This window comes from Shinella lacus (assembly GCF_010994755.1).
In the GTDB taxonomy this organism is placed as follows: Bacteria; Pseudomonadota; Alphaproteobacteria; order Rhizobiales; family Rhizobiaceae; genus Shinella; species Shinella lacus.
On record NZ_WHSB02000003.1, the window covers coordinates 514,257 to 536,192 of the forward strand.

Annotated in this window: 18 protein-coding genes; 9 read left to right on the forward strand and 9 right to left on the reverse strand. The window is 60.2% G+C overall.

Annotated elements, in window-relative coordinates; translation table 11 throughout:
- The first annotated feature begins 155 nt into the window (after positions 1–155).
- From GB927_RS10455 to GB927_RS10485, 7 genes are all read left to right on the forward strand, one after another.
- The gene (locus GB927_RS10455; protein WP_256116726.1) at positions 156–953 is read left to right on the forward strand and encodes an IclR family transcriptional regulator; all 798 of its coding nucleotides are present in this window, start codon (positions 156–158) and stop codon (positions 951–953) included.
- A 152-nt stretch (positions 954–1,105) separates the two neighbouring features.
- Complete coding sequence (locus GB927_RS10460; protein ID WP_256116727.1) at positions 1,106–2,479, forward strand: MmgE/PrpD family protein; 1,374 nt, start codon at positions 1,106–1,108, stop codon at positions 2,477–2,479.
- A 73-nt stretch (positions 2,480–2,552) separates the two neighbouring features.
- Positions 2,553–3,743 carry a mandelate racemase/muconate lactonizing enzyme family protein gene (locus tag GB927_RS10465; protein ID WP_256116728.1) on the forward strand — a complete coding sequence of 397 codons (1,191 nt, stop codon included), beginning with the start codon at positions 2,553–2,555 and terminating at the stop codon, positions 3,741–3,743.
- 20 nt (positions 3,744–3,763) lie between these two features.
- Positions 3,764–4,261, forward strand: coding sequence for a VOC family protein (locus GB927_RS10470; protein ID WP_256116729.1), 498 nt, complete (start codon positions 3,764–3,766; stop codon positions 4,259–4,261).
- A 43-nt stretch (positions 4,262–4,304) separates the two neighbouring features.
- Positions 4,305–6,011: a thiamine pyrophosphate-binding protein gene (locus GB927_RS10475; RefSeq protein WP_256116730.1), complete on the forward strand. Its 1,707-nt coding sequence runs from the start codon at positions 4,305–4,307 to the stop codon at positions 6,009–6,011.
- A gap of 22 nt (positions 6,012–6,033) precedes the next feature.
- Positions 6,034–6,987, forward strand: coding sequence for a ketopantoate reductase family protein (locus tag GB927_RS10480; RefSeq protein WP_256116731.1), 954 nt, complete (start codon positions 6,034–6,036; stop codon positions 6,985–6,987).
- 129 nt (positions 6,988–7,116) lie between these two features.
- Complete coding sequence (locus GB927_RS10485; protein WP_256116732.1) at positions 7,117–8,427, forward strand: MFS transporter; 1,311 nt, start codon at positions 7,117–7,119, stop codon at positions 8,425–8,427.
- Positions 8,428–8,619: 192 nt separating this feature from the next.
- Here the strand turns inward: GB927_RS10485 and GB927_RS10490 are convergent, their stop codons facing one another.
- The 4 genes from GB927_RS10490 to GB927_RS10505 all read right to left on the reverse strand — a co-directional run bounded on the left by GB927_RS10490 (position 8,620) and on the right by GB927_RS10505 (position 14,172).
- The gene (locus tag GB927_RS10490) at positions 8,620–9,546 is read right to left on the reverse strand and encodes a dihydrodipicolinate synthase family protein (RefSeq protein ID WP_256116734.1); all 927 of its coding nucleotides are present in this window, start codon (positions 9,544–9,546) and stop codon (positions 8,620–8,622) included.
- 132 nt (positions 9,547–9,678) lie between these two features.
- Complete coding sequence (locus GB927_RS10495; RefSeq protein WP_256116736.1) at positions 9,679–12,228, reverse strand: HWE histidine kinase domain-containing protein; 2,550 nt, start codon at positions 12,226–12,228, stop codon at positions 9,679–9,681.
- Complete coding sequence (locus tag GB927_RS10500; protein WP_256116737.1) at positions 12,215–12,700, reverse strand: biliverdin-producing heme oxygenase; 486 nt, start codon at positions 12,698–12,700, stop codon at positions 12,215–12,217. Before GB927_RS10500 ends, GB927_RS10495 begins: the two co-directional genes overlap by 14 nt.
- A gap of 482 nt (positions 12,701–13,182) precedes the next feature.
- Complete coding sequence (locus GB927_RS10505; RefSeq protein WP_256116739.1) at positions 13,183–14,172, reverse strand: zinc-dependent alcohol dehydrogenase family protein; 990 nt, start codon at positions 14,170–14,172, stop codon at positions 13,183–13,185.
- Positions 14,173–14,273: 101 nt separating this feature from the next.
- Here GB927_RS10505 and GB927_RS10510 point away from each other — a divergent pair, with 101 nt between their 5' ends.
- The gene (locus GB927_RS10510; RefSeq protein WP_256116740.1) at positions 14,274–15,170 is read left to right on the forward strand and encodes a LysR family transcriptional regulator; all 897 of its coding nucleotides are present in this window, start codon (positions 14,274–14,276) and stop codon (positions 15,168–15,170) included.
- 110 nt (positions 15,171–15,280) lie between these two features.
- Here GB927_RS10510 and GB927_RS10515 read toward each other — a convergent pair whose 3' ends face one another.
- The 5 genes from GB927_RS10515 to GB927_RS10535 form a co-directional block, all read right to left on the reverse strand.
- Complete coding sequence (locus GB927_RS10515; RefSeq protein ID WP_256116741.1) at positions 15,281–15,688, reverse strand: cupin domain-containing protein; 408 nt, start codon at positions 15,686–15,688, stop codon at positions 15,281–15,283.
- Positions 15,689–15,699: 11 nt separating this feature from the next.
- Positions 15,700–16,731, reverse strand: a complete 1,032-nt coding sequence (locus GB927_RS10520) for an aldehyde dehydrogenase family protein (protein ID WP_256116742.1) — start codon at positions 16,729–16,731, stop codon at positions 15,700–15,702.
- A gap of 2 nt (positions 16,732–16,733) precedes the next feature.
- On the reverse strand, positions 16,734–17,813 hold the full coding sequence (locus GB927_RS10525) for an Ldh family oxidoreductase (RefSeq protein WP_256116743.1): 1,080 nt from the start codon (positions 17,811–17,813) through the stop codon (positions 16,734–16,736).
- 69 nt (positions 17,814–17,882) lie between these two features.
- Entirely contained in the window at positions 17,883–19,052 is a 1,170-nt protein-coding gene (locus GB927_RS10530; RefSeq protein ID WP_256116746.1) for an alpha/beta hydrolase family protein, read from the reverse strand.
- A 25-nt stretch (positions 19,053–19,077) separates the two neighbouring features.
- Positions 19,078–20,157 (reverse strand): Ldh family oxidoreductase, encoded by a 1,080-nt coding sequence (locus GB927_RS10535; protein WP_256116747.1) that lies wholly within the window; start codon positions 20,155–20,157, stop codon positions 19,078–19,080.
- Between the two features lie 390 nt (positions 20,158–20,547).
- Between GB927_RS10535 and GB927_RS10540 the strand changes: the two genes are divergently transcribed.
- The gene (locus GB927_RS10540) at positions 20,548–21,795 is read left to right on the forward strand and encodes a LysR family transcriptional regulator (RefSeq protein WP_256116748.1); all 1,248 of its coding nucleotides are present in this window, start codon (positions 20,548–20,550) and stop codon (positions 21,793–21,795) included.
- Positions 21,796–21,936: the final 141 nt, after the last annotated feature.

Below are 21,936 nucleotides of genomic sequence, written 5' to 3' on the forward strand. Positions count from 1 at the left end.
GCGGGTCACATCGTTCTGTATTTGGAATAGCAGTCGAAATATAGAACAATATTCGATTTTCTATTTGACATGCCGGACGGTTGTTCCTCTTATTGTTTGTATCGGGACAGAAACCCAAGGGGTGGAGGCCGATGAAGTAGAGGGAGGAACTGGCTTTGATACTCAACGAAGCAGTCGTTCGTGCAATCGACATCATCAGCCTGATCGCCGCTTCAAGCAGGCCGCTGACCCTCTCCGAGATATGCAAGAAGACCGGAATTCCGAAGACGAGCGCTTTCGGTATCGTCAACACGTTGGTGCACAAAAGGGCGCTCGAAATTGCCGACGATCAGGTGAAATCCTTTCGCATCGGATTGGGGATCCTCGAAACCACACTGGCCGCGCTTTCGGAATCGGATCTCCTGAAGGCGGCGCGGCCGACACTGGAAGAACTGAACGGACTCATCGGGGAGACGATCCTTTTCGCGGTCGAAGACAACGGCCAGATGGTCTTCCTCGACATGTTGCAGGGTGAGGCCTATCTGCGCGCCATCGTAAAGCTTGGTACACGCGTCGAGATGCATTGCTCGGCAATCGGCAAGGCCGTTCTGGCAGCGATGCCCGAGATTGAACTTCTGACGTTCCTCAACGACTCGCCCCTGATGAAGAAAACCACGCACACGATCACCAGCCGCGCGGAACTTATGAAGGATTTGCAGGCGACGCGTCAGCGGAAGTTTTCTCTGGACGACGAAGAGAATGTTGAAGACGTGCGTTGCGTCGGTGCCCCGATCTACTCGCGATCCCGCAAAGTGATTGCCGGCGTCAGCATCACGACTCATGCTTCCCGGGTGGACCGGGACAAACTCGAATACTACGGGGCGCTGATCCACAATGCCGCGCTGAAGATTTCGCGGCGCATGGGATTTAGCGAAACGGACCTCTACTGGAATGAACTGGCATCCACCGGCTGACCATCCTTCGACCGATGGTTTTCCGAGGACGACCGGGCCGTCGCTGAACGGCGGCCCGATGCCGAACTGAGTCTTCTTCTCAGGAAGATCGGAAGAGCCTGCGCCCACCGGCGCCGGAATGCCCACCTGTGTGTAAAAATGGAGGAAAAACAATGGGTTTGAAAACCACCCGCGAGATCGCTGACTACGTGCACGACTTCAAGTATGAGCAGTTGCCGTCGGATCTCGTTTCACATGTCAAGGACATCGTCAGCGGCTATATGTCGTCCACGCTGGCGGGTTCGATCCTGCCGATCGGGCGGGTCGCGACGGCCTATGCCAGGCAGCAGGCCAGCACTCAGCATGCCGGTGTGTTTGGCGGCGGATTCAAGACGACGCTCGAAGCAGCGGCGGCGGCGAACGCTACCATGGCGCATGCGACCGAACTCGAGGATGTCGCCTTTCCAGAGGGGCTTTATACGCTCACCGTTCTTGCACCGGTCTTTGCCATCGCAGAGCATCAGCGGATGACGGGCCGCGAGGCCATCGAGGCGTTCGTTCTCGGATATGAAGTTGCGGGAAAGCTCGGCGTGGCTTGTGCCGACGCCGGAGCGAAGGGCTGGATGCTGTCCGCCGTCTTCGCATCTGTCGGCAATGCCGCGGCGGCCGCCAGGCTCTTCAAGCTCGACCGTGAGCAGACACTCAATGCCATCAGCATTGGTGCTTCGCAGGGCACGGGCCTGGTCAAGCAGGCCGGCATGGGCGCCCACACATTCGAGGCAGGGTTCGCCGCTCGCAACGGCATTTGCGCTGCCACGCTCGCCAAGCTGGGCCTGGACGGTGCACCCGGTATTCTCGAAGGCGTCGGCGGAATGGCGGACCTGATCGGCGGCATGCCGGATTTCGAGCTGGTCGAAGGATTTCGGACAGCGGAGATCGGTATTCGCAAATATCCATGCTGCGGGCTGCTTCAGCGGACGATCGACGGTATGTCCGACCTTATCGCGGCAGAGAAGCTGACGATCGATGCGGTGGAAAGCATCGAGGTCGAAGTAAACCACACCTTTGCGATGTACATGAAGTACGCCGATCCCCGCACAGCCGCCCAGACGCGCTTCAGCATCGAGCATGCCATGGCCGCCTGCTTCATCGAGCAACCGGTCTTCCTCGCATCCTTCACCGACGAGGCGGCTCATGATCCACGCTACGCCGCAATCCGCCGGAAGGTGACAATGAAGGTTCACCCCGAATGGGAACGCGGTTACTTCCCGCAGCCCGCCATTATCACGGTCACAAAGAAGGACGGAACGGTTCTGAAACGCGAGTGCGTCTTCGCCCGCGGAGATGCGGGCCATCCCGCTTCCCGCGAAGACATCGGCGGCAAGTACCAGGGCGCCATCGATTTCGTCGGCGTCCTCTCGCAGGAGCAGGCCGACAAGGCCTCGCGCATCATCGAAACGCTCGACGACATTGAGGACATCTCTGAATTGACGACGATCTTTGCCTTCCCTGACCAGCTCAAGGCATCGGAACGCAAGGTCGCGTGAGGATGAATGGTCGGCGGGCGCCGCTGGCGTCCGCCGATGTTCGAAAGGTGGGAATGATGAGGGGAGGCATCGCATGAAAATCACCAATGTCGAAGCGCTTCTATGCGATGGTGGCTGGTGGCCCTGGATATTCATCAAGGTCCAGACCGACGAGGGAATTGTCGGCTATGGCGAATGCAGCGACAATCGCGTCAATCCCTACGGAATCCTTGGCTGTGTCGAAGACCTGAAGCCGCTGCTCGTGGGCTCGGACCCTTTCGCGGTCGAAGCCCTGTACTGGCAAATGTTCCGGCTGACGCGCCCCAACCTCGGGGGCGTGGTACAGAAGGCGATCGCTGGCATCGAGATCGCGCTATGGGACATCAAGGCGAAGGCGCTCGGCGTGACGGTCAGCGAACTGTTCGGCGGGCCGATCCGGGACAAAATCAGAGTATATTGGAGCCATTGCGGCACCTATCGCGCGCTCTACCCCGACATGGTTGGTTCGATGCCGCTCCGCTCGCTCGGCGATATCGCCGAACTCGGTGCGGAAGTCGTGGAGCGCGGGTATACCGCACTAAAGACCAACATGGTGGTGCCGGGGGAGCCTGCGTCGACGATCTGGAGCGCCGACGGAAATGTCACGACCGAAACCTGCCGGTCGATCGAGAAGCTGCTCGGGACGTTCCGCGATGCCGTCGGCGATACGGTCGACATTGCCCTCGACCTCAACTTCAATTTCCGGGCGGACGGAAACATTCGCATCGCCCGCCTCGTCGAACAGTTTGATCTGATGTGGCTGGAGCTCGATTGCTACGATCCCGTAGCACTTCTGCAGGTGAAGAACGCCGCACGCACACCCATCTGCTCGGGCGAAAGCCTCTATACGATGCGGCAATACAAGCCTTTCCTGGATGCCCACGCGGTGGACGTTGCGATGGTTGACGTAGCTTGGAACGGCCTGTCCGAATCAAGGCGCATCGCTGCGCTCGCCGATATCTGCGAAACGCCGGTCGCCCCGCACAATTATTACAGCCATCTATCGACGCTGCTGAGCGCGCATTTCTGCGCCGCCGTGCCGAACCTCAAGATCCTTGAGGTCGATGTCGACAGCGTTCCGTGGCGCGATGACCTTTTGACCGAACCGCTCGAGATCAAGGACGGCTATCTGACTCTGCCGAAGAAGCCAGGCCTAGGGGCCGACCTCAACGAGGCCGAAGTTCGCAAGCGCCCTTGGGTGCCCAAGGCAGATCCCCTCAAACTTCGACGCGTGCGTGGCGCCTGATCGCGGCCGGAAAGAGAACCATGAACGACACCCGCCATATTCGACATCAGGAACCGATCGGCCGGCAGGATGAACGGATTTTCGATCCTGCACGGCTCTATCACGTCGGCATCTGTGTGAAGGACATTGCCGCGACGGTCCAGTTTTACAGCGACGCCTTCGGCATCGGTCCGTTCACCTATCGAGATGTCAACTTCACGAACGCTACCTACTACGGAGAGGTCGCGGGCTACAGCGGTAAACGCGCCTTTGCCCAGCTCGGCCCGATGACGCTGGAACTCATCGAGCTTGGCGAAGGGCCGACGATCCAGAAGGATTTCATGGAACAGCACGGCGAGGGCCTGCACCATCTCGGGTTCGAGGTCGACGACCTCGCCATGGCGATGGACGAGGCCAGCCGCAAGGGATTGACGATCACGCAGAGCTTCACACGTCCAGACGGGACCGGATTCGCCTATGTCGATTCCGACCGGGTGGGAGGCACGATTTTTGAAGTCGTCGAGAAGGTACGGCCGTGATGCACGGAGACCTTGCAGCAGCAACGCGAACGGAAGACAGGACATGACAATTGCCGAAAGACAGATAGAGGCCTCGACAACGTCGGGAGCGGAGCTGATCGCCTCGACGCTGAAAGGCTATGGCGTTACCCACGTTTTCTTCATGGAGTCGGTCCTGCGTCAAACGCTGATAAGGCTGGAAGAGCTGGGCGTGAGACGCGTGCTGGCCCATAGCGAGGCGGCCGCCGTCTACATGGCGGACGGTTATGCGCGCATAGCCCGCCGGCCTGGTGTCTGCCTGGCCCAGTCCGTCGGCGCTGCGAACCTTGCCGCTGCCTGCCAGGACCCGTTTCTCGGCAAATCGCCTGTGCTTGCACTCACGGGCAAGAAGGCGCCGCATGCGCAACACCGCAACGCCTATCAGGAGATCGACCACCGGCTGATGTTCGAGGCCGTTACGAAATTCAACGCGACCGTCGAGACGTTCGAGCAGCTGCCACGTCTTCTCCGGCAGGCGCTCCGTGAGGCGATGTCGGGTTCGCCCGGTCCGGCGCATCTCGATATTGCCGGCGGTTTTGCGGGGGAACTGATCGAAACGGCGACTGGTGTCTCGAACGTCATCATCGATGCGCCCTTTACCCATTACCCCACGCATCGTCCCGGCGCCGATGTGGACAGCATCGCGCGGGCGGCACGCCTCGTGACAGCGGCGAAGCGCCCCGTCATTCTTGCAGGAGGAGGCGCGCGCCTCTCCGATGCGGGCGCCGCGATCCGGCGCCTCGCCGAGCAGCATGCCATCCCGGTCGCAACGTCTCTGAATGCCAAGGATATCATTCGGGGTGATCATCCATTCTCGGTGGGCGTCATCGGAACCTATTCGCGATGGACCGCCAATCGCACCGTCCACGAGGCCGATCTCGTCATCCTCGTCGGCACGCAGACGAGCGATCAGGTCACTGCAAACTGGACAATCCCCGCTGTGGGCACGCCCGTCATCCAGATCGACATCGATCCGCGTGAACTGGGGCGGAACTATCCCAACACGGTTTCGATCTGCGGTGATGCGAGGACGTCGATTGAACAGTTGACCGAAGTTTTGCAGGAGCCGGTGCAGCGACAGGCGTGGACCGAACACTGGCGTGCGCTCAACAAAGCTTGGGACGAGGCGTATGACGGCCCTTGCACGAGCGACGCTATGCCGATCAAGCCCGAGCGTCTCTGCCGTGAGATCACTGAAGCACTGCCCGAAAACGGCATCCTTGTTTCCGACACCGGTTATGCTGGAATCTGGACCGGGGCGTTGGTCGATCTGAAGCATGAGAGCCAGAATTATATCCGCGCAGCCGGCTCGCTCGGCTGGGGTTTTCCTGCTTCTCTTGGTGCAAAATGCGCGGCGCCGGACCGACCCGTCTTGTGTTTTACGGGCGATGGCGGCTTCTGGTACCACATGAGCGAGCTTGAGACGGCGCGCCGCTGCGGCATCAACACGGTGACCGTGATCAACAACAACAGCGGTTTTGGACAATGCATCGATGCGATCCATCGAAACTATGGCAGTCGGCCGGGACACCCGACCGATCTCTATGAATTCAGGAACACGGACTTCGCACGGATCGCCGAGAATCTCGGATGCATCGGCATGCGCGTCACTGATCCTTCGGACTTGCAGGAATGCTTGTCGCAGGCGTTCGCAGCCGAGCGGCCCGTGGTGATCGACGTGGTGACGGATCAGGCCGCGCGGGCGCCCGCACCGTGGTTTCCAGCAAATTGAGCGTGCCTGGGGAGGGACCGAAATGACGAATTACGAGAATCCGGCGGTTGTCATTGTCGGTGCCGGCGCAATGGGATGCCTGTTTGGCGGGCTTCTGGCGGAGGGCGGTCTGAATGTCACACTGGTTGATGTCTGGCAGGACCATGTCGATCGCATAAACCGTGACGGCCTGAAGGTCGTCGGGTTCGGGGGCGATCGCCATATTAGGATGCGTGCCGTGCCGAACGGTGCCGAAGTCCAGCGTGCAGATGTCGTCTTCTTCCAGTGCAAGGCGACCGCCAACAAGGCAGCGGCGGGCAGCGTCCGACACCTCTTTTCGGGCGGAGAGACCGTCGGCATCAGTTTCCAGAATGGTATGGGCAGTGAAGACGAGATTGGCGGCATCGTCGGTCCCCAACAGATGCTGATGGGACTGACCGCCCAATCGGCGATGCTGGAGGAACCCGGTGTCGTCCGTGGTTTTGCAGATCTGCCGAGCTATATCGGAGAACTTCAGGGTGGAGCCTCGGAGCGCGCGACCCGGGTTGCATCCGTGTTGACGCGACCCGGCCTCAAGATCGTCGCGAGCGAGGATATCCTGCGCGAAAAATGGTCCAAGCTGCTCGTCAACATCGCCTTCGCGGGCACAAGCGGCACCACCGGGCTGACACTCGGTGAGGTGATCGAGCACCCCGAACTCCGCTCCGTCGCAGAGGCAGCGATGGAGGAAGCGGCGATGGTCGCAGCGGCAAAGGGCGTCGTGCTGGATCCAGCGGCTCGCACGAAAACGTTCGACCAAATCCTGTCGGGTGCGGCACGAAACAACAAGGCCAGTGTCCTGGCTGACCTAACCGCGGGTCGCCTAACAGAAGTGGATTACATTTACGGCACTGTGATCCGCTATGCCAGTGAACTCGGCATCTCTGTGCCAACCATGAGGGCGCTCGCTGCGTTGATCAAGGGCTGCGAGGCAGCGGCAAAGCGCCCCGCCACCTAGGTAGGACAATACGCATATCGAGATTATCCGAGACCCATGGTGGGGAGTGACCGTGGTGATCGAGTGCATTTGCGTCGTGAGACCGGCTCGAAGCAAATGTTGGGCTTACCGGTTTTTGGAGGAACACCGATGACTACGCTTGTGGAGAGGACCACTATCAACAAAGTCGCCTGGCGACTGATGCCCTTTCTGTTCATTTGCTACTTCTTCAACGTGATCGACCGCGTCAATGTCGGCTTCGCGGCGCTGACGATGAATGCGGACCTGAAGTTCACCGCAACCGCTTTCGGGACGGGCGCGAGCATATTCTTCGTCTCCTACGTGCTGGCCGAAGTGCCATCCAATGTCCTGATGCACCGCTTTGGTGCCCGGATCTGGATCGCTCGTGTCATGATCACCTGGGGCATCCTGTCTGGTGCGCAGGCGTTCGTCTGGGACGAATTTACTTTCTATTCTGTGCGGTTCGCCCTAGGCCTTGCCGAGGCCGGTTTCTTCCCAGGCATGATCTATTATCTCGCGCAGTGGTATCCGGCACAGTACCGTTCGCGGACCTTCGCACAGCTCATGGCTGTCAGCCCATTCAGCAGCGTGGTCGGCGCTCCTGTCTCCGCCTGGTTGCTTGGCTTTACGGCATTCGGCTTCGCCGGCTGGCAGCTCATGTTCATCATCGAGGCAGTCCCCTCCGTCATTCTCGGCGTCATTTGCCTCATCTTCCTGACCAATCGTCCCGAGGATGCGCACTGGCTGACCCGCGAGGAGAAGACGTGGCTGACGCAGACGCTGAAGGCCGAGGAAGAGGCCAAGCAGAAGGTCCGCAATTTCACCTTCTGGCAGGCCTTGCTCAATCGGAAGGTCCTCATGCTTGCCGTTCTGGAATTCGGTCTTGTCATGGCCAATTGGGGCATGAGCTTCTGGCTTCCGCAGATCGTCAAAGGATTCGGCGGCCTGAGCAATATCCAGGTCGGCTTCATCAGTGCCATTCCATTTCTCGGAGCCCTGGTCGGCATGCAACTCTGGGCACGCAGTTCGGATCGCACATTGGAGCGCCGCTTCCATCTCGCATTCGCCTGTCTGGTTGCCGCGCTGGGTATTGCTGCCGGAGCGCTTATCGCCAGCCCCGTGCTCAAGATCATCGCCCTGTCGATCGGCATCATGGGCTTTTGGTCAGCTCTCTCGGTCTTCTGGACGGTACCGACCGCTTTCCTGGGTGGTTTGGCGGGTGCCGGCGCAATCGCGCTCATCAACTCGCTTGCGCAGTTCGGCGGAATCATATCGCCATGGCTCATGGGCTATTCGAAGGATGTGACGGGCGACTTCACCGTCGGCCTTTTGGTGATCGCCGGGTTCTGCATGGTCTCTGTCATTCTTTCGCTCTTTGTCACCAATGATGAGCGCAATCAGAAGGCGGGCAAGCTTGTTGCCGCGCCCGCAGGAGAATGACATCCGGGTGAGGAAGCCCTGAACTAGCGAACCGCACCCGGGAAACCGTGTGCGGTGTCGCCGCAGATAAAGCCGGCGGCACCCTGCGTTTCAGGGATTGACCCATCGCCAATCAGAAACCGTACCTGCCTCATCACAGGCGATAGCAGCCCTTCAGGGTTTTAGCCGCTCCTTTCGGCTCCCTGTCAATGTCTACAGAGCGGCGCGCTTGTCATATCGCGCAAGGCGAGACAACAGATAATCCACCTCCGCCTTGGCAGTCGAAGATAGCGACTGAGCGGGCTTGCGCTGAGTATCGGTCGTGATGACGCCGCGGCGTTTGAGGACATGCTTGCGGACGGCGAGCCCCACGCCGAGCTGCTGTTCGTAACGGATGAGCGGCAGGTGGGCATCGAAGAGACCATGTGCTTCATCCCGCTTCCCGGCGGCAAAAAGGCCGATCAGCTCCGTCAACATGTCCGGGAAGCCGTAGCCGGTCATCGCGCCGTCGGCCCCACGTTCCGGTTCGAAATCCAGGAACATGCCTCCGTTGCCGCAGAGAATCGAGAATGGCCTGAGCTCGCCAGCAATTTGCAGGCTGCGCAACGTCGAGATTTTTTCCAGACCCGGCCAATCTTCGTGCTTGAGCATCAGGCAGGAGGAATGGTTCGTCATGATCCGCGCGATCACGCCCGGCGACATAACGACCGTCAAGGTAAGCGGATAATCTTGCAGCACCCACGGCACATCGTCTCCAATGGCATCCACCGCGCCCGCGAAATAACCGACGATCTGGTCATCGGTCCGCAGCGCCGGCGGAGGGGCGATCATAACGCCGGCAGCTCCCATCTCCATGGAGTCGCGTGCCAGAGACCGCATGCCTGCGAAGCCGGGAGCCGAAACGCCAACGATGACTGGGACCTTGGCTCGGGAAACCACCCGCTTCACGATGGCACGGCTTTCCTCGGGCTCCAATTTAGGCGCCTCGCCCATGATCCCGAGTATCGTGATGCCGGTGCAGCCGCTTTCCTCGTAAAAGTCCGTCAGTCGATCGATAGAAGTAAAATCGACCGATCCGTCGTTGAGAAAGGGTGTTGTCGCGATTGCGTACACGCCTTTGGAGCTCACGCTGAATGCCATTTTTACGGTCCTCCCGAACCCGTCAATGCGCCTCTGTTTGGCGTCCATTGGATCGCGGCGGTTACGCGATCCGTCATCGTTTATCGCAGCCAGGCAGCACTGATGGGCCTCAAGCTCGTGATGAGCTTGCCCCTATTTTGAACGGCGCCTTTCGATCAGCGACGAGAGCGCTGTAACAATTGCATTTCGGTTATATGGTTTTCGGACAATCGGCACACCCGTCAGTGTCTCAGGAAGTTCAGCGCCCTCTCCGTAGCCAGTCGCAAATACAAAAGGAGTGCCCCTTTTTTTCAGCTCCTCGGCAACCGCGAAGGAATTCGTGGCGCCAAGATTGATGTCCAGGATGGCGAAGTCGGGTGGACTGGCTTCGATCTGCGCCATTGCCTGTTTGACGGAACTGGTGGTGGCGACCTGCGACAACCCCTCGTCGGCAAGCATGGCTTCCAGATCGAGGGCAATGAGGATCTGATCCTCGACGATGAGGACCGAAGGATCTGTTGCACTCAGCCTTTTTGGGCGAGGGGAGGCATCCTCCTCCAACCGCACTGCCACTCCCGAGCCTGGTGCCGTCAGCCTGACGTGGGGAGGGGGAATTTTGAATGTTGCCTCCAGTCCGGATGCTTCGAAGCGGATCGCGCTTTCGCCATTGAGGTCGTAGGGAACGCTCCGCTCGATGAGTGCACTGCCAAAGCCGCTGCGGGAGGGCACATGCACGACAGGGCCTCCGTGCTCGCGCCAGCAGATTTCGCAAGCATCATTCTTCGCCATCGACCAGGAAACGTCCACCGTGCCCGAAGCGACGGAAAGCGCGCCATATTTGGCGGCATTCGTCGCGAGTTCGTGAAACACCAGCGCCATGACGGAGAATGCGCGGCTGTCGAGCCATACGGCCGGCCCAGCAAGGCTCACGGTCGATGCTTTCGATCGGTAGGGCTGAAGCTCTGCTTGCAGGAGATCGCTGAGAATGCCACCGCCATCGCCGCGAACCACCTGGTCATGGGCGACCGACAGGGCTTCGATGCGACCTTGAAGGGTGGCGACATAGTCTTCGAGTGTGCTCTTGTGCTGCTGCGGGCTCGTCACGAGCGACTTGATGACAGCCAGGATGTTTTTCACGCGATGACTGAGCTCCTGGTTCAGCATGCGCTGCCTCACCTCGGACTTGCGCCGTTCCCCCGCCATCAGTTCGTTGTGCCTCAGCACGATTTCGACGATGGAGATGCGTGCAATGTCGGCAATTTCACGATCCGCATCCGTCCAGGCCTGGGCTTGGGCCTTCACCGTCTCCTTCCAGATCGCGAAGCTCTTGCGCGGCGTGAGCCGGTCACCGAGGGGGCCGGTATCGTAGGTCTTTTCCGGATTGCCCGCCCAGTCGAGGGTTTGCACCAGCTCCTTTCGAAAGAAGAGGAGGCAGTCCGATCCTGTTTGGGAGAGCGGAATGGCAAGCACCCCGGACACGCGATCGCTGTAAGATGCAGCTTCCGGCAATTTTTGCGACAGTGCGTGGGTTGCCCATACACGACCTTCGCTGATGATCCTGATGAACTCGAGGAGATGGGGGACCGCTTCGTCCGGCGGAGTGGTGCCATAGCCGGCCCATTTTCCGTCAAACATCACGCCGATGCCGTCGTTTGGCAGGAGTTGGGCGAATTCCTGCAAGCTCTGCCTCAGAAGCTCACCGACATTTTCATGGTGGGACGAAAGAATGAGGAAACGATCGAGCGCCTCCCGGATACCGGCAACGGCCGCGACCCGCTTGCGCTCCTTCAGTGACTTGAGATGAAGCGAGAAAAACTCGCCGAACACCTCCATCGCCACGCGTTGCGCCATGGGCAGGGCTTGGGGAGAGTAGTGGTGACAGGCGATCAGGCCCCAAAGGGCGCCATCGAGGATAATGGAGATCGACATAGAGGCCGCGACACCCATATTGCGCAAATATTCGCAATGGATAGGCGAAACGCTGCGCAGATGCGCGAAGCTGAGATCGAGCGGCTCGCCGGACGCATCCAGCAGTGGATTGACAGGCACTCGCTCGCCACTGGCGTCGGCGATGACGCGGATCGTGTTCTTGAGGTACAGCGCGCGCGCCTGCTGTGGAATGTCGCTCGCCGGAAAATACTGGCCGAGGAAGCTTTCAAGATCGGCGCGTTTTGTCTCGCTGACGACCTTTCCTGAACCGTCCTGCTCGAAACGATAGATCATCACGCGGTCGTAGCCGGTCGCGCCGGCAACGATCCGACCTGCCCGTTGCACGAGACGGTCGACATCGGTGATGTCGCTGATGCGGCCGATCATCTCGCGTGCGATATGCAGGGGCTGGCCAATCGAAGGCGCCTGTTCGAACTCGACGATGACCGCGGATTTGTGGTGATGGATGGCAATGTCGAACACACGCTCCCCGCACACCATGTCGAGAAGAAGCGCTGGCCGCGACGCAGTCGAGACGGTTGCGAGCGCGTTGCGCAGGTCGTGTAGCAGTTGTTGTCCGACCACGTCGCCGACATCGCGGCCGAGAAGATCAGCGTCATAGCCGAGGACGGTCCGTGCGTTTTCGGAAGCTCGCTCGATGGTCGTCAGGCCGATATCACAGGCGAGAAGGCATCCGTGCGACTGAATGCTGCCTGGTATGTGGATGGGCTCGCGATCGCAGGTATCGAGATTGACGGGTTCAGTCGGCGACAAGAAGTTCACTTTCAAAGCATTGCAGCGCAAGGGCGAAGACGGCATTGGCAGACGTGGCCGCCCGCTCGATATCGAAGTCAGAGGCCTCGTCCAAGAGTACGAGAAAGGACTGCCACTGCGCTATGTCCTTTGACATAACGGCGAGATGCCGCGCTCCAAAAGCCTCATCAAGGCCGAGGGCAGCCGCCCGCTGGCGAAGAACTCGGGCTCCAAGCGTGGAGCCTTCCAGCACATAAAGCGCACCAAGCAAGACACTGTGGTCATTCAGGTCCATGTCGTGAGCGGCATTTCCAGCCGCTGGCAAGCCCAGGTCGATAGCGTCTCTGTTAAGAGACTTTGCAAGCGTTATCGGGCGCCAGGACCAGCCGGCCGGCCAGACGACATGCTGCAACGCGCCCTCCATTGCAGCGCGGAACCTGCTCACGCTCGTCAGATAGCGCCCATATTCGTCGACGGTATTGAAACTGCCCACGGAAGCGTCCAGTCGCTCATGTGCCGCCTGTGTGCGTCTCCTGAGAGAAAAGCGTCGTTCGCTACCTGCCAATCTTTCCTCCAAAGTGGGACCGCCAACATCTCCCCAAAGCGGCGTCGCAACGAAACACGTCTTAAGCGATGGATCGAACACAAAAATCGTCGTGGAATCTATGCGCTCCCATCTTGTCGGGCAAGGGCAAGGCTGCACTGCTGGGCCAGCTCAATAGCAGTTTTTGCTCATGCGAGCACGAAAGTGGAGTCTCACAAGAGTCACATCTGGACGCTTCAAACCGGAAGATCTGCTATGAACAACGCCGCAATTGCCAATACATTTTGATCATCTTTTGTCCGCTGCTCGCATCGTTCTTTCACGGATTCCACCTTGTCTATGACATCACGCTGGGTCGTGAACTCCGAACGGTGGGTTTTGTTCCGATACAGATTTCATCGCGCCTATCGAGGCGTCGGATAGCCTCGCGTCTAAAGAGTGACGACGACTTTACCGAACTGACTGTTCGATTCGAGATAGCGGTAAGCTTCCACGATATCATCGAACGCAAAGGTCCTGGCGATTGTCGGAACAAGTGTGCTGGAGGCCAGGCCATCGACAATAAAAGCCTTAGCGTGTTCCAGCCGGTTCGGATCCCGAATGAGTTCGTGCACCAGATAGCCGCGCAGGGTCAGGGTCTTCGACAAGGCTGCGAGCAGCGGAAATGGCGTCGGCTGCGGATCGAGACCACCATATTCAATGAGGATGCCGCCTTTTGACATGGCATCCGACAGAGCGCCGACCATGGGGCCGCCGACCGCGTCGAGAACGACCCGGATATTCTCACATCCTGTAATCTGCCGCAGCCGCTGTGAAAGCGGCTCCTCGGTCGTTGCGATCACATATTCCGCTCCCGCATCGAGCAGTCCCTGCCGCTTCGCCGATGTGCGGGTGAGTGCTACAGGGACGGCGCCGATCTTGCGGGCAATCTGGATCGCCGCGATGCCGACGCTGCTCGATGCCGCCGTTATGACGACGGGTTCGCCCGGTTGCAGTTGTGCCAAATCCACAAGGGCGCCGTAGGCAGTCAGGTAGGGCATCCAGACGGCCGCAGCCTCCGTCCAGCCAAGGTTCGCAGGGTTCTTGACGACATGGTTGGCGGGAAGGACGGCAAACTCGCCGTGCGTGGGATAAGTGGTCATCGATATAGGAGGTATGACGCTCACCGCATCGCCCGACGAGAACCCGTCGACGCCTGCGCCGACGGCATCGACAACGCCGGATGCCTCAAGCCCCAGCCGGGCCGGCAATGTCGGTGTTTCGATATAAGTACCCGCCCGTATCAATGTTTCGGCACGATTCAGCCCCAAGGCCTTTACGCGAATGCGAACCTCGCCGAGGCCAGGCCCAGGAATGTCGATTTCCTCGATCTGCAGGACCTCCGGTCCGCCGTGCCGGTGGAATACGATAGCGCGTGCCATAGGGTAACCCCGAAATAATGATTTGGAATGATCTATGAATGACGCGGACCTCGCGATAAATGACGAATACTTTATGTCAGAAATAATCAATGGTTATGAATATGGATCGTTTGACAAGCATGGCAGTCTTCGTCAAGGCGGTCGACCTCGGGTCGTTCGCTGCAACTGCGGACGCCTTCGAGATTTCCGGGCCGATGGTGGGGAAGCACATAAAATTTCTCGAAGATCGGCTCGGCATTACCCTGCTGCATCGCACCACGAGAAAGCAAAATTTGACGGAGCCTGGCAAAGCTTATTACGCGCGATGCCGTTCGATCCTTGCTGAGGTGGATTCCGCCGACGCCTTGGTCGCCGGGGATCTGACACAACCCCGCGGGCGACTGAGGGTGAGTTTGCCCGTCCATTTCGGAAGACGCTGCGTGGCGCCCATACTCCTGCAGTTGACGCGCCGCTTTCCGGGGCTCGAACTTGACCTATCCTTCACCGATCGCATCAGCGACCTCGCGGAAGAGGGGTATGACTTCGCCGTACGTACCGGGGAACTGGCGGATAGGACGGACCACATCGCCCGACGGATTGCCACGCAGAAGATGATCGTCGTCGCATCTCCCGCCTATCTCCAAGCGAACGGGACGCTGGAGACGATTTCTGACATCGCGGCGCATGTGGTGGTACTCTACCGCCGCTCGGGAATTGTCGCTCCATGGATTTTTCCACGTGGATCCGAGCCGGATGCTAAGGTCTCTGTTACCGGACGTCTGCGTCTTGACGATTTAAATGCGATCGCCGATGCAGCGGCCGACGGCGAAGGCTTGGCTTGGCTGCCGCTGTGGCTGGTAAAGGACAGGCTAGAGGCTGGAACTCTCATCAATGTGCTGCCGACCGAGAGGCCGTTTCTATATCCTGTGCATGCGGTATGGATGAAGACAGCGCATTTGCCATTCAGCGTGCGGCTGGCGATCGACGAGTTGGCCAAATCTCTACCCGACAAGATGTAGTCTCGCCGCTTCGACACTAGGGGCATTTTATGCCTCGGCACTCCGGGCGCAGCTTTTTCCCTGCCTTGCTGTGGTGTGATCGGCTTATCGGTCGAGCACGCCAGCAGGCGTCATGTCTTGGCCTTCCCATGCTCGGCATCGATCGAGCGGGTTTCGCCGGTTGCGATCATGGTGCGTGTTGCGTCGATGGAGGCATAGGTCCAGAAGATGCGCATGGGCTTGTCCGAGGCGTTGATGAAGCGATGCGGGACGTTGGCGGGGATCCAGGTCGTGTCGTTGGTGTCGAGATGATGTTCGACACCGTCGATCTCCGCGATCGCCCGGCCTTCGATTACCATGACGCTTTCCTCGCAATTGTGGCTATGCAGCCCGATCGCCGCCCCCGGATCGAAGGCCGTGATGCCGTTGATCATGCTGGTGGAGCCGCAGGCGCGGGTGACCAATGGCGTGGTGCGCGCGCCGCCACCGCGGTCGTTGGTCTTCATCTCTCTCGGGCGAAGGATGGCGGCTCCGGTCATGCTTGGTCTCCTCATGCTGCTGGCTTGGCTGGACCGATCCAGACGGACTTGATGTTGACGAATTCGCGGATGCCGTAGACGCCGAGTTCGCGCCCGTAGCCGGACCGCTTGATGCCGCCGAAGGGGTAGCGTGGGTCGGAAGCGACCATGCCGTTGATGACGACGGCACCGGCGTCGATGTCACGGGCAAGCGTGCGTGCGCGGGCGATGTTCCGCGTCCAGATTGCCGATCCCAAGCCAAATTCGGTTTGGTTCGCCAGCCGCACAGCGTCTTCTGCATCCTTTGCCCGGATGATCGCGGCGACGGGACCGAACGTCACCTCGCAAAAGGCGACCATGTCGGGCGTTACATGATCGAGCGCGGTCGGCGCATAGAAATAGCCCGGACGGTCGACCGGCGCGCCGCCGGCCTTCAGTTCGGCACCGGCAGCAATTGTCTTCTCGACCTGCGCGTGAAGTGCGGCCATCAGGTTTTCGCGCGCCATCGGGCCGATATTGGTGTCGCGCTCGGTGGGGTCGCCGACCTTCAACTTGGCAACCCCTGCGCAAAATAGCGCGACGAAACGATCGGCGATGCTGTCCTCGACAATGAAGCGCTTCGCGTTGACGCAGGACTGGCCGACATTGATGTAGCGTGCTTTTACAGCAACGGCGACAGCCTCGTCCAGATTGGCATCGGCGAGCACGATGAACGCGTCCGATCCGCTGAGTTCGAGCACCTGCTTCTTCAGCGCCTTGCCGGCCTGCGTGGCGTAGAAATCGCAATTGTAGGCGCATTTCTCGATCTCGGCTTCCGCTTCCACAATCGGCTTGCCCATTTCCTGCGTGATCGGGGCCGCATATTTCGGTTTGCCCGCCCGCAGAACACGCGCCATGCCGGCGAGGAGCTTGGCGCGATCGTCGACCGACACTCTGCGCCACGCCTTCTGCGCATCCGCCGCCGCCGTCAAAGCCCTGTCTACGTAGGCATCGTCATGGGGTTCGAATGCGGCAATCTCCGCGCCGGTTGCGGGGTTGGTGGTGACGATGGCTTTCTCCGCCATCGTCACACCCTTGCGCTAAGCGTGGCAATGCCGAGCTCGGTAGCAAGCGCATCGAGTTGCGTGACGAGAGGGGCGGCGAGGGGAACACCCGTCGACGAGCGCTCTGCGCGGCGCGCCGTGCGTTGCTCACCCGGCATGCGGATTCGCATGCCGGCGATTGTCTGGCCGGACCGCAGGTTGGCCAATTGCTCGCTCAGCACCGCCGCGAATACGTCCGGTGGCATGAAGCGTGCAATATCCAGCGCAAGGATGAAATGACCGGTATTGGTGGCCGACGTGTTGTCGGCGTTGAAGTCGATGACCTCTTTGCCAAAGGCGGCGCCATTGAGAGTTCCGGCCAGAATGCCCAGGACAAGGGCAAGGCCGCTGCCCTTGTATCCGCCGATGGGAAGAAGCACCCCGTCAGCCGTGCGCGTCTGGTCGGTCAACGGAGCTCCATCCTCCTTCGAGACCATCCAGCCCTCCGGCAGGGGTTTGTCTTGAAGGACCCGCCCTTTGACCGTGCCATAGGACACGACGGTCGTTGCGATGTCGAGGAGCACGGGAGGGCCGTTTCCGGCGGGGATACCCACCGCAAGGGGGTTCGTTCCCAACAACGCCTCCGTGCCGCCCCAGACGGCCATGTGGTTTGCACTTGCAACGGCGGAGTAGATACCGATCATTCCGGCCTTCACCGGCATCTCGGCGTAAAGCGCGCCGGGGCCGGCATGGTTCGATCCTCGCACGCCGACCCATCCGATGCCGGTTTCCCGAGCGAGAGAAATGGCAGTCTCGGCCGCTTTGCTCATCACCAGATGGCCCATGCCGTTATCGCCATCAACGACTGCAACGGATGGCCCCCGTATTTCGGCGCGAATATCGGGTGTTGTATTAACCGCATCGCCACGGATACGGCGGACATATTGCGGCAGCCTGAAGATGCCATGACCATCGGCGCCGGTTAGGTCCGCCTCTGCCATCAACTCCGCGACCCGGTCAGCGTCTGCAGCGGACAGGTTGCAGGCGCGCATCGCATCGCGAATGAGGCCGTGGATGGCAGCGATGGGCGTGGCGATGGTGGCGGCAGAGCTGTTCACGCTCATCACGCTTCTCCATGTCTTTTATTCTAAAGCAGGATTGGCCTCGACCTGGCTTTGTCGTGGCCGTATCGCTCAACGGCCATGGACCAGCTTGTCTTCGAACCAGCTCCACATCGTGGCGGTGCCGTAAGTGAGATAGTCGCGCTGGCAATGCTGTGCCCCGCCTTCCTCGCCATCGAAGACGCGGATGGTCTTGTCCGCGGAGCCGATGGCGTCGAAAAGGGCCTGGGCGTCTTTGAGCGGCACCTGCTCGTCATCCGCGCCATGGGTGACGAGGAAGGGGCATTTCATGTTCTGCACGACGCCGTCGAGCCGGAAAGGCTCGAGCTTTTCGAGTGCCTCTTCGAGGGTGTCTACGCCGAGGATCCAGGTGATGTGGTGGCCCGGCACGGACATGGAGGCGTTGAACGAGGCTTCGATGCGGCGCTTCCACACCGCGTGGTAATCCCAGATAGCACCCCAGGCGACACAGGCGGCAAAGCGCGGCTCCATGGCTGCGCAACGCGGGGCGTAATATCCGCCGAGGCTGATGGCTACGACGCCGATTTTCTTCGAGTCGACGTCTTCACGCGTTTCCAGGTAATCGATGCAGGCGCCGCCGGCGGCTTCGTAGTCGTGGCGCAGGTGAAGGCCGCGGAAGCGGATCGCCTCGCCCGTGCCGGGGCCGTCCATGACGAGAACCGAGATGCCGCGCTTGATGAGGTCAGGCACCCCGAGCACGAACTGAATCTCCTTGGTCACATCCAGGCCGTCGAAGAAGACCACGCAGGGCGTCCGTTCGGATTTCGCATTCTGCGCCGGGACGAAATAGCCCGGCAGGTTGCCGCCTTCGAAGGGAACCTCGACGATCTCTATATTGTAGTCACCCAGTTTCGCGAATTTGTGGAAGCACTCGACGCCGGTGCGGTAGGCATCGAGCGCACGCTGGTCTTTGGGCGTGCGGAAGCGTTCGCCCATCTGATAATAGTGGCATGCCCTCAGATAGAATGCTGCGGCCGAGACCGGATGGCCGGACGCCTCGAAGGCTTCGCCGCGCTGCCGCACTTCATCCGCGACGGGGATAAAGGCATTGAACCAGGCCTCGTCATCGTCCGCTCTTTTCCCCTGCAATTGACGCCCAACCTTGTGCAACTCGCTGATGTCGGTGCCGCCATAGGGGGTTCGTCCAAGCATGTTGATGAAGGCGGAAGACCATCGGTAATTGCCGGGGAAGTACATGAAATACTTGGGCACGTCGGACATTGTCAGTTCCTGTAGCTGTTGCGATTTATAGCGAGAAGGGGATCGGGCAATCGAGTTGGTGCGCAAGGTCCGCAAGTCGTTTCGCGACGCTGCGGTCGAGCGGGATGCCTCCCTTCGAGCGTTTGGCACATATTGCGGCGCGGCGGGCACCAGGCCAGCGAACAGCGCTTGCCCCAAGTGTTGGCGTGCTTTCGGCAAAACTATCGAGATGGCGGGCGACTTCGGCCTCGAACTGTGCCCGTTGCATGAAGCGACCGGGATCGACGGCGATGACCATATGGCCGACATTCGCCGGAGCGTCGGCGGGCTGATCGAAGGGGCGTATGTCGCGGCCGAACGCCGCGCCGCTCATCACGCCGGCTAAAAGCCCAATCGCGAGGGCGAGCCCGCTGCCCTTATGTCCGGCGATGGGGGCAAGCGTGCCTTGTGAAAGCTTTGTGGGATCGGTAAGCGTCTCGCCCGTCATGCGATCGAGAACCCAACCACCCGGCAAGCTTTGGCCGGCCATGGCAAGCGTCTTCACGGCGCCGAACGCGGCCACTGATGTCGCGAAGTCCAGTACGAAGGGCGCTTGGCCTGCCGACGGTACGGCAATCGCCAGCGGATTTGTGCCGAGAAGCGGCTCAGCGCCACCCCACGGCGCCATATGGTTGGCGGCAGCAACAGATGCGCATATGCCAACAAGGCCTTTGCGGGCGATATGTTCGGCGTAGATTGCCGTTGCGCCCGCATGGTTTGAGCGTCTCACGCCGACCCAGGCGACGCCGGCTGTCAGCGCAAGCTCGCCCGCCAGTTCTGCCGCGCGCAAGGCCGAGAGATGGCCGATGCCGCCATCGCCATCCACAAGCGCGACCGCAGGGCCGCGTATATCCGATGTTACCAACGGGCGGGGATTGATGAGGCCTTTCCGAAGGAGCGCGGAATAGTCCGGAAGACGGAAAACGCCGTGAGCATCCGCTCCGCAAAGGTTGGCTTCGACGATCAGGTTGGCTGCGGTCGCCGCATCCCCGTCGCCCATCCCGCTTGCCGCGAGAATGCCGGCAGCCAGCGCTGCAAGCCGATCATGCGAAACGAGCAATGCGCTCTCAACGCCAAGGGTACTCATCAGCTAATCCAATGCCGGCTCGTACGAGCGGTGCACTTGCTGCTGCTATACGCGTTCATGGTCAGGCTCCTCCCTGATCGGGTGGTATCAGCCCAGGCCATGAAAGGCGGAAGGAGGACAGTCCCGATGTCGGAACAGTGCGGCAATTGCCTGTCCTCAACAAATTCGAACAGCCGCAATGTCCATAAAAAAAATCTGAACCCTTCTTTGGTGAATGGAGAAGAATTGGCATAAGCTGATGGGGAAGAGAGGGAAGGAACGGCCGAAAAAATCGGCAAATCCCCATAAAGCCACGGACCTGGCCATGCCTTGAGAGAATGCGTGGTATAGGATTTTGTGAAGGGTGGCCATTTGTTGGTAGCGATACCTCGATGCCTGGGAGGGCGCATCATGAAGGACTTGGACGATCTCGACACACTGCATACGGGCCTTCCCGCACTGCCCAATCCTCGGCATCTGCGTGTGATGGAGGCCGTTGCAAAGCATGCCAGTGTCAGCCGCGCAGCAGAGGATGTGGGGCTCTCCCAGCCTGCGGTTTCGCAGGCGATTTCCGTGCTGGAGGAGCGTTATGGACGCCCGCTGTTCGACCGGTCGCGCAACGGCACCTTTCCAACTCCAGCCGGAGACGTATTGCTCAAACGCGTCAGGCGGGCATTGGCGCAGATCGAGGCTGCCATCGCCACTTTGTCCCGGGGGCAGGCAAATCCTGCCGTTGTGCGCAATATTACGAGCACGCAGATCCGCTGCTTGATGGCAATCGCCGGGCGCAATTCGTTTTCGCAGGCGGCGCGTGATATCGGTGTTTCGATCGCCTCGCTGCAGCGCGCTGCGCGCGAGCTGGAGGCCAACGTCTCGGTCTCCCTATACACGGCGTCGAAGAACGGCCAGCAGGCGAATGGCGCCGGCATGGAACTGGCGCGCCGCTTTGCTCTCGCGCTTCGTGAGATGGACGCAGCGGTTGACGATATCCGCTTTCTGGACGGCGTCGAAAGCGGGCGCGTGCTGGTCGGCACGCTGCCGATGTCCGGCGCCTATCTTATAGGCACGACGATCGCAAAGCTGACGAATGCGGTCCCGGATGCGCAGGTATATGTAACCAACGCCCCATACGACATGCAGATCGACAGTCTGCGTCGCGGTGAGATCGATCTGATTTTCGGTGTGCTGAGGGCGGGTGATACCACGGATGAATTACAGACAGAAATGATGTTCACGGACCCCTACTGCCTGATCTGCCGAAGCGGGCATCCGCTGACGGAGCGGTCCAGCGTTACGGCCGACGATCTCCGCGTCAATAACTGGGTCGTGCCTAAGGCGGGCAGCCCGCGCCGCAGCCAGTTCGATTGGCTGCTGCGCAAGCTTGGCGTCACGGCAACGCTCGGCATCGAGGCAAGTTCGCTGAACACGATCCTCGCGGTTTTGAACTCGAGCGACCGGCTGGCGCTCGTCAGCCGCCATGAAGCTGACACCGCGCTTATGCTCAAGCTGGTACACGTCATCGATTCCCCCATTCCCTTCGCTTCGCAAGAGAAGGGCGTCACAATGCGGCAGGGATGGGTACCGACACCTGTCCAGGCGCGTTTTCTCAATATTCTTCGTGCGGAGGCTTCAAACTTCTCCGGGAGTGGTAATCGTTGAGCATCCCGAGACGGCGATCGCCGTCGTTGGTGCTTCTGCTTTTTTTTATACGGGGCAGACCAATTCCAATTGGAGAACTTCCACCGACTGCGCGTAACGTACATCGTGTCGTCGCAGGACGTTTTCGGACGGAGGAGGTCC

What these genes read in the sequence shown, in the direction of transcription:
- GB927_RS10515 (WP_256116741.1), bottom strand. Translation starts at nt 15,688, where the DNA reads ATGACCGGAGCCGCCATCCTTCGCCCGAGAGAGATGAAGACCAACGAC.
- GB927_RS10525 (WP_256116743.1), bottom strand. Translation starts at nt 17,813, where the DNA reads ATGAGCGTGAACAGCTCTGCCGCCACCATCGCCACGCCCATCGCTGCC.
- GB927_RS10505 (WP_256116739.1), bottom strand. Translation starts at nt 14,172, where the DNA reads ATGGCACGCGCTATCGTATTCCACCGGCACGGCGGACCGGAGGTCCTG.
- GB927_RS10520 (WP_256116742.1), bottom strand. Translation starts at nt 16,731, where the DNA reads ATGGCGGAGAAAGCCATCGTCACCACCAACCCCGCAACCGGCGCGGAG.
- GB927_RS10480 (WP_256116731.1), top strand. Translation starts at nt 6,034, where the DNA reads ATGACGAATTACGAGAATCCGGCGGTTGTCATTGTCGGTGCCGGCGCA.
- GB927_RS10465 (WP_256116728.1), top strand. Translation starts at nt 2,553, where the DNA reads ATGAAAATCACCAATGTCGAAGCGCTTCTATGCGATGGTGGCTGGTGG.
- GB927_RS10460 (WP_256116727.1), top strand. Translation starts at nt 1,106, where the DNA reads ATGGGTTTGAAAACCACCCGCGAGATCGCTGACTACGTGCACGACTTC.
- GB927_RS10485 (WP_256116732.1), top strand. Translation starts at nt 7,117, where the DNA reads ATGACTACGCTTGTGGAGAGGACCACTATCAACAAAGTCGCCTGGCGA.
- GB927_RS10475 (WP_256116730.1), top strand. Translation starts at nt 4,305, where the DNA reads ATGACAATTGCCGAAAGACAGATAGAGGCCTCGACAACGTCGGGAGCG.
- GB927_RS10540 (WP_256116748.1), top strand. Translation starts at nt 20,548, where the DNA reads ATGAAGGACTTGGACGATCTCGACACACTGCATACGGGCCTTCCCGCA.
- GB927_RS10535 (WP_256116747.1), bottom strand. Translation starts at nt 20,157, where the DNA reads ATGAGTACCCTTGGCGTTGAGAGCGCATTGCTCGTTTCGCATGATCGG.
- GB927_RS10470 (WP_256116729.1), top strand. Translation starts at nt 3,764, where the DNA reads ATGAACGACACCCGCCATATTCGACATCAGGAACCGATCGGCCGGCAG.
- GB927_RS10490 (WP_256116734.1), bottom strand. Translation starts at nt 9,546, where the DNA reads ATGGCATTCAGCGTGAGCTCCAAAGGCGTGTACGCAATCGCGACAACA.
- GB927_RS10530 (WP_256116746.1), bottom strand. Translation starts at nt 19,052, where the DNA reads ATGTCCGACGTGCCCAAGTATTTCATGTACTTCCCCGGCAATTACCGA.
- GB927_RS10510 (WP_256116740.1), top strand. Translation starts at nt 14,274, where the DNA reads ATGGATCGTTTGACAAGCATGGCAGTCTTCGTCAAGGCGGTCGACCTC.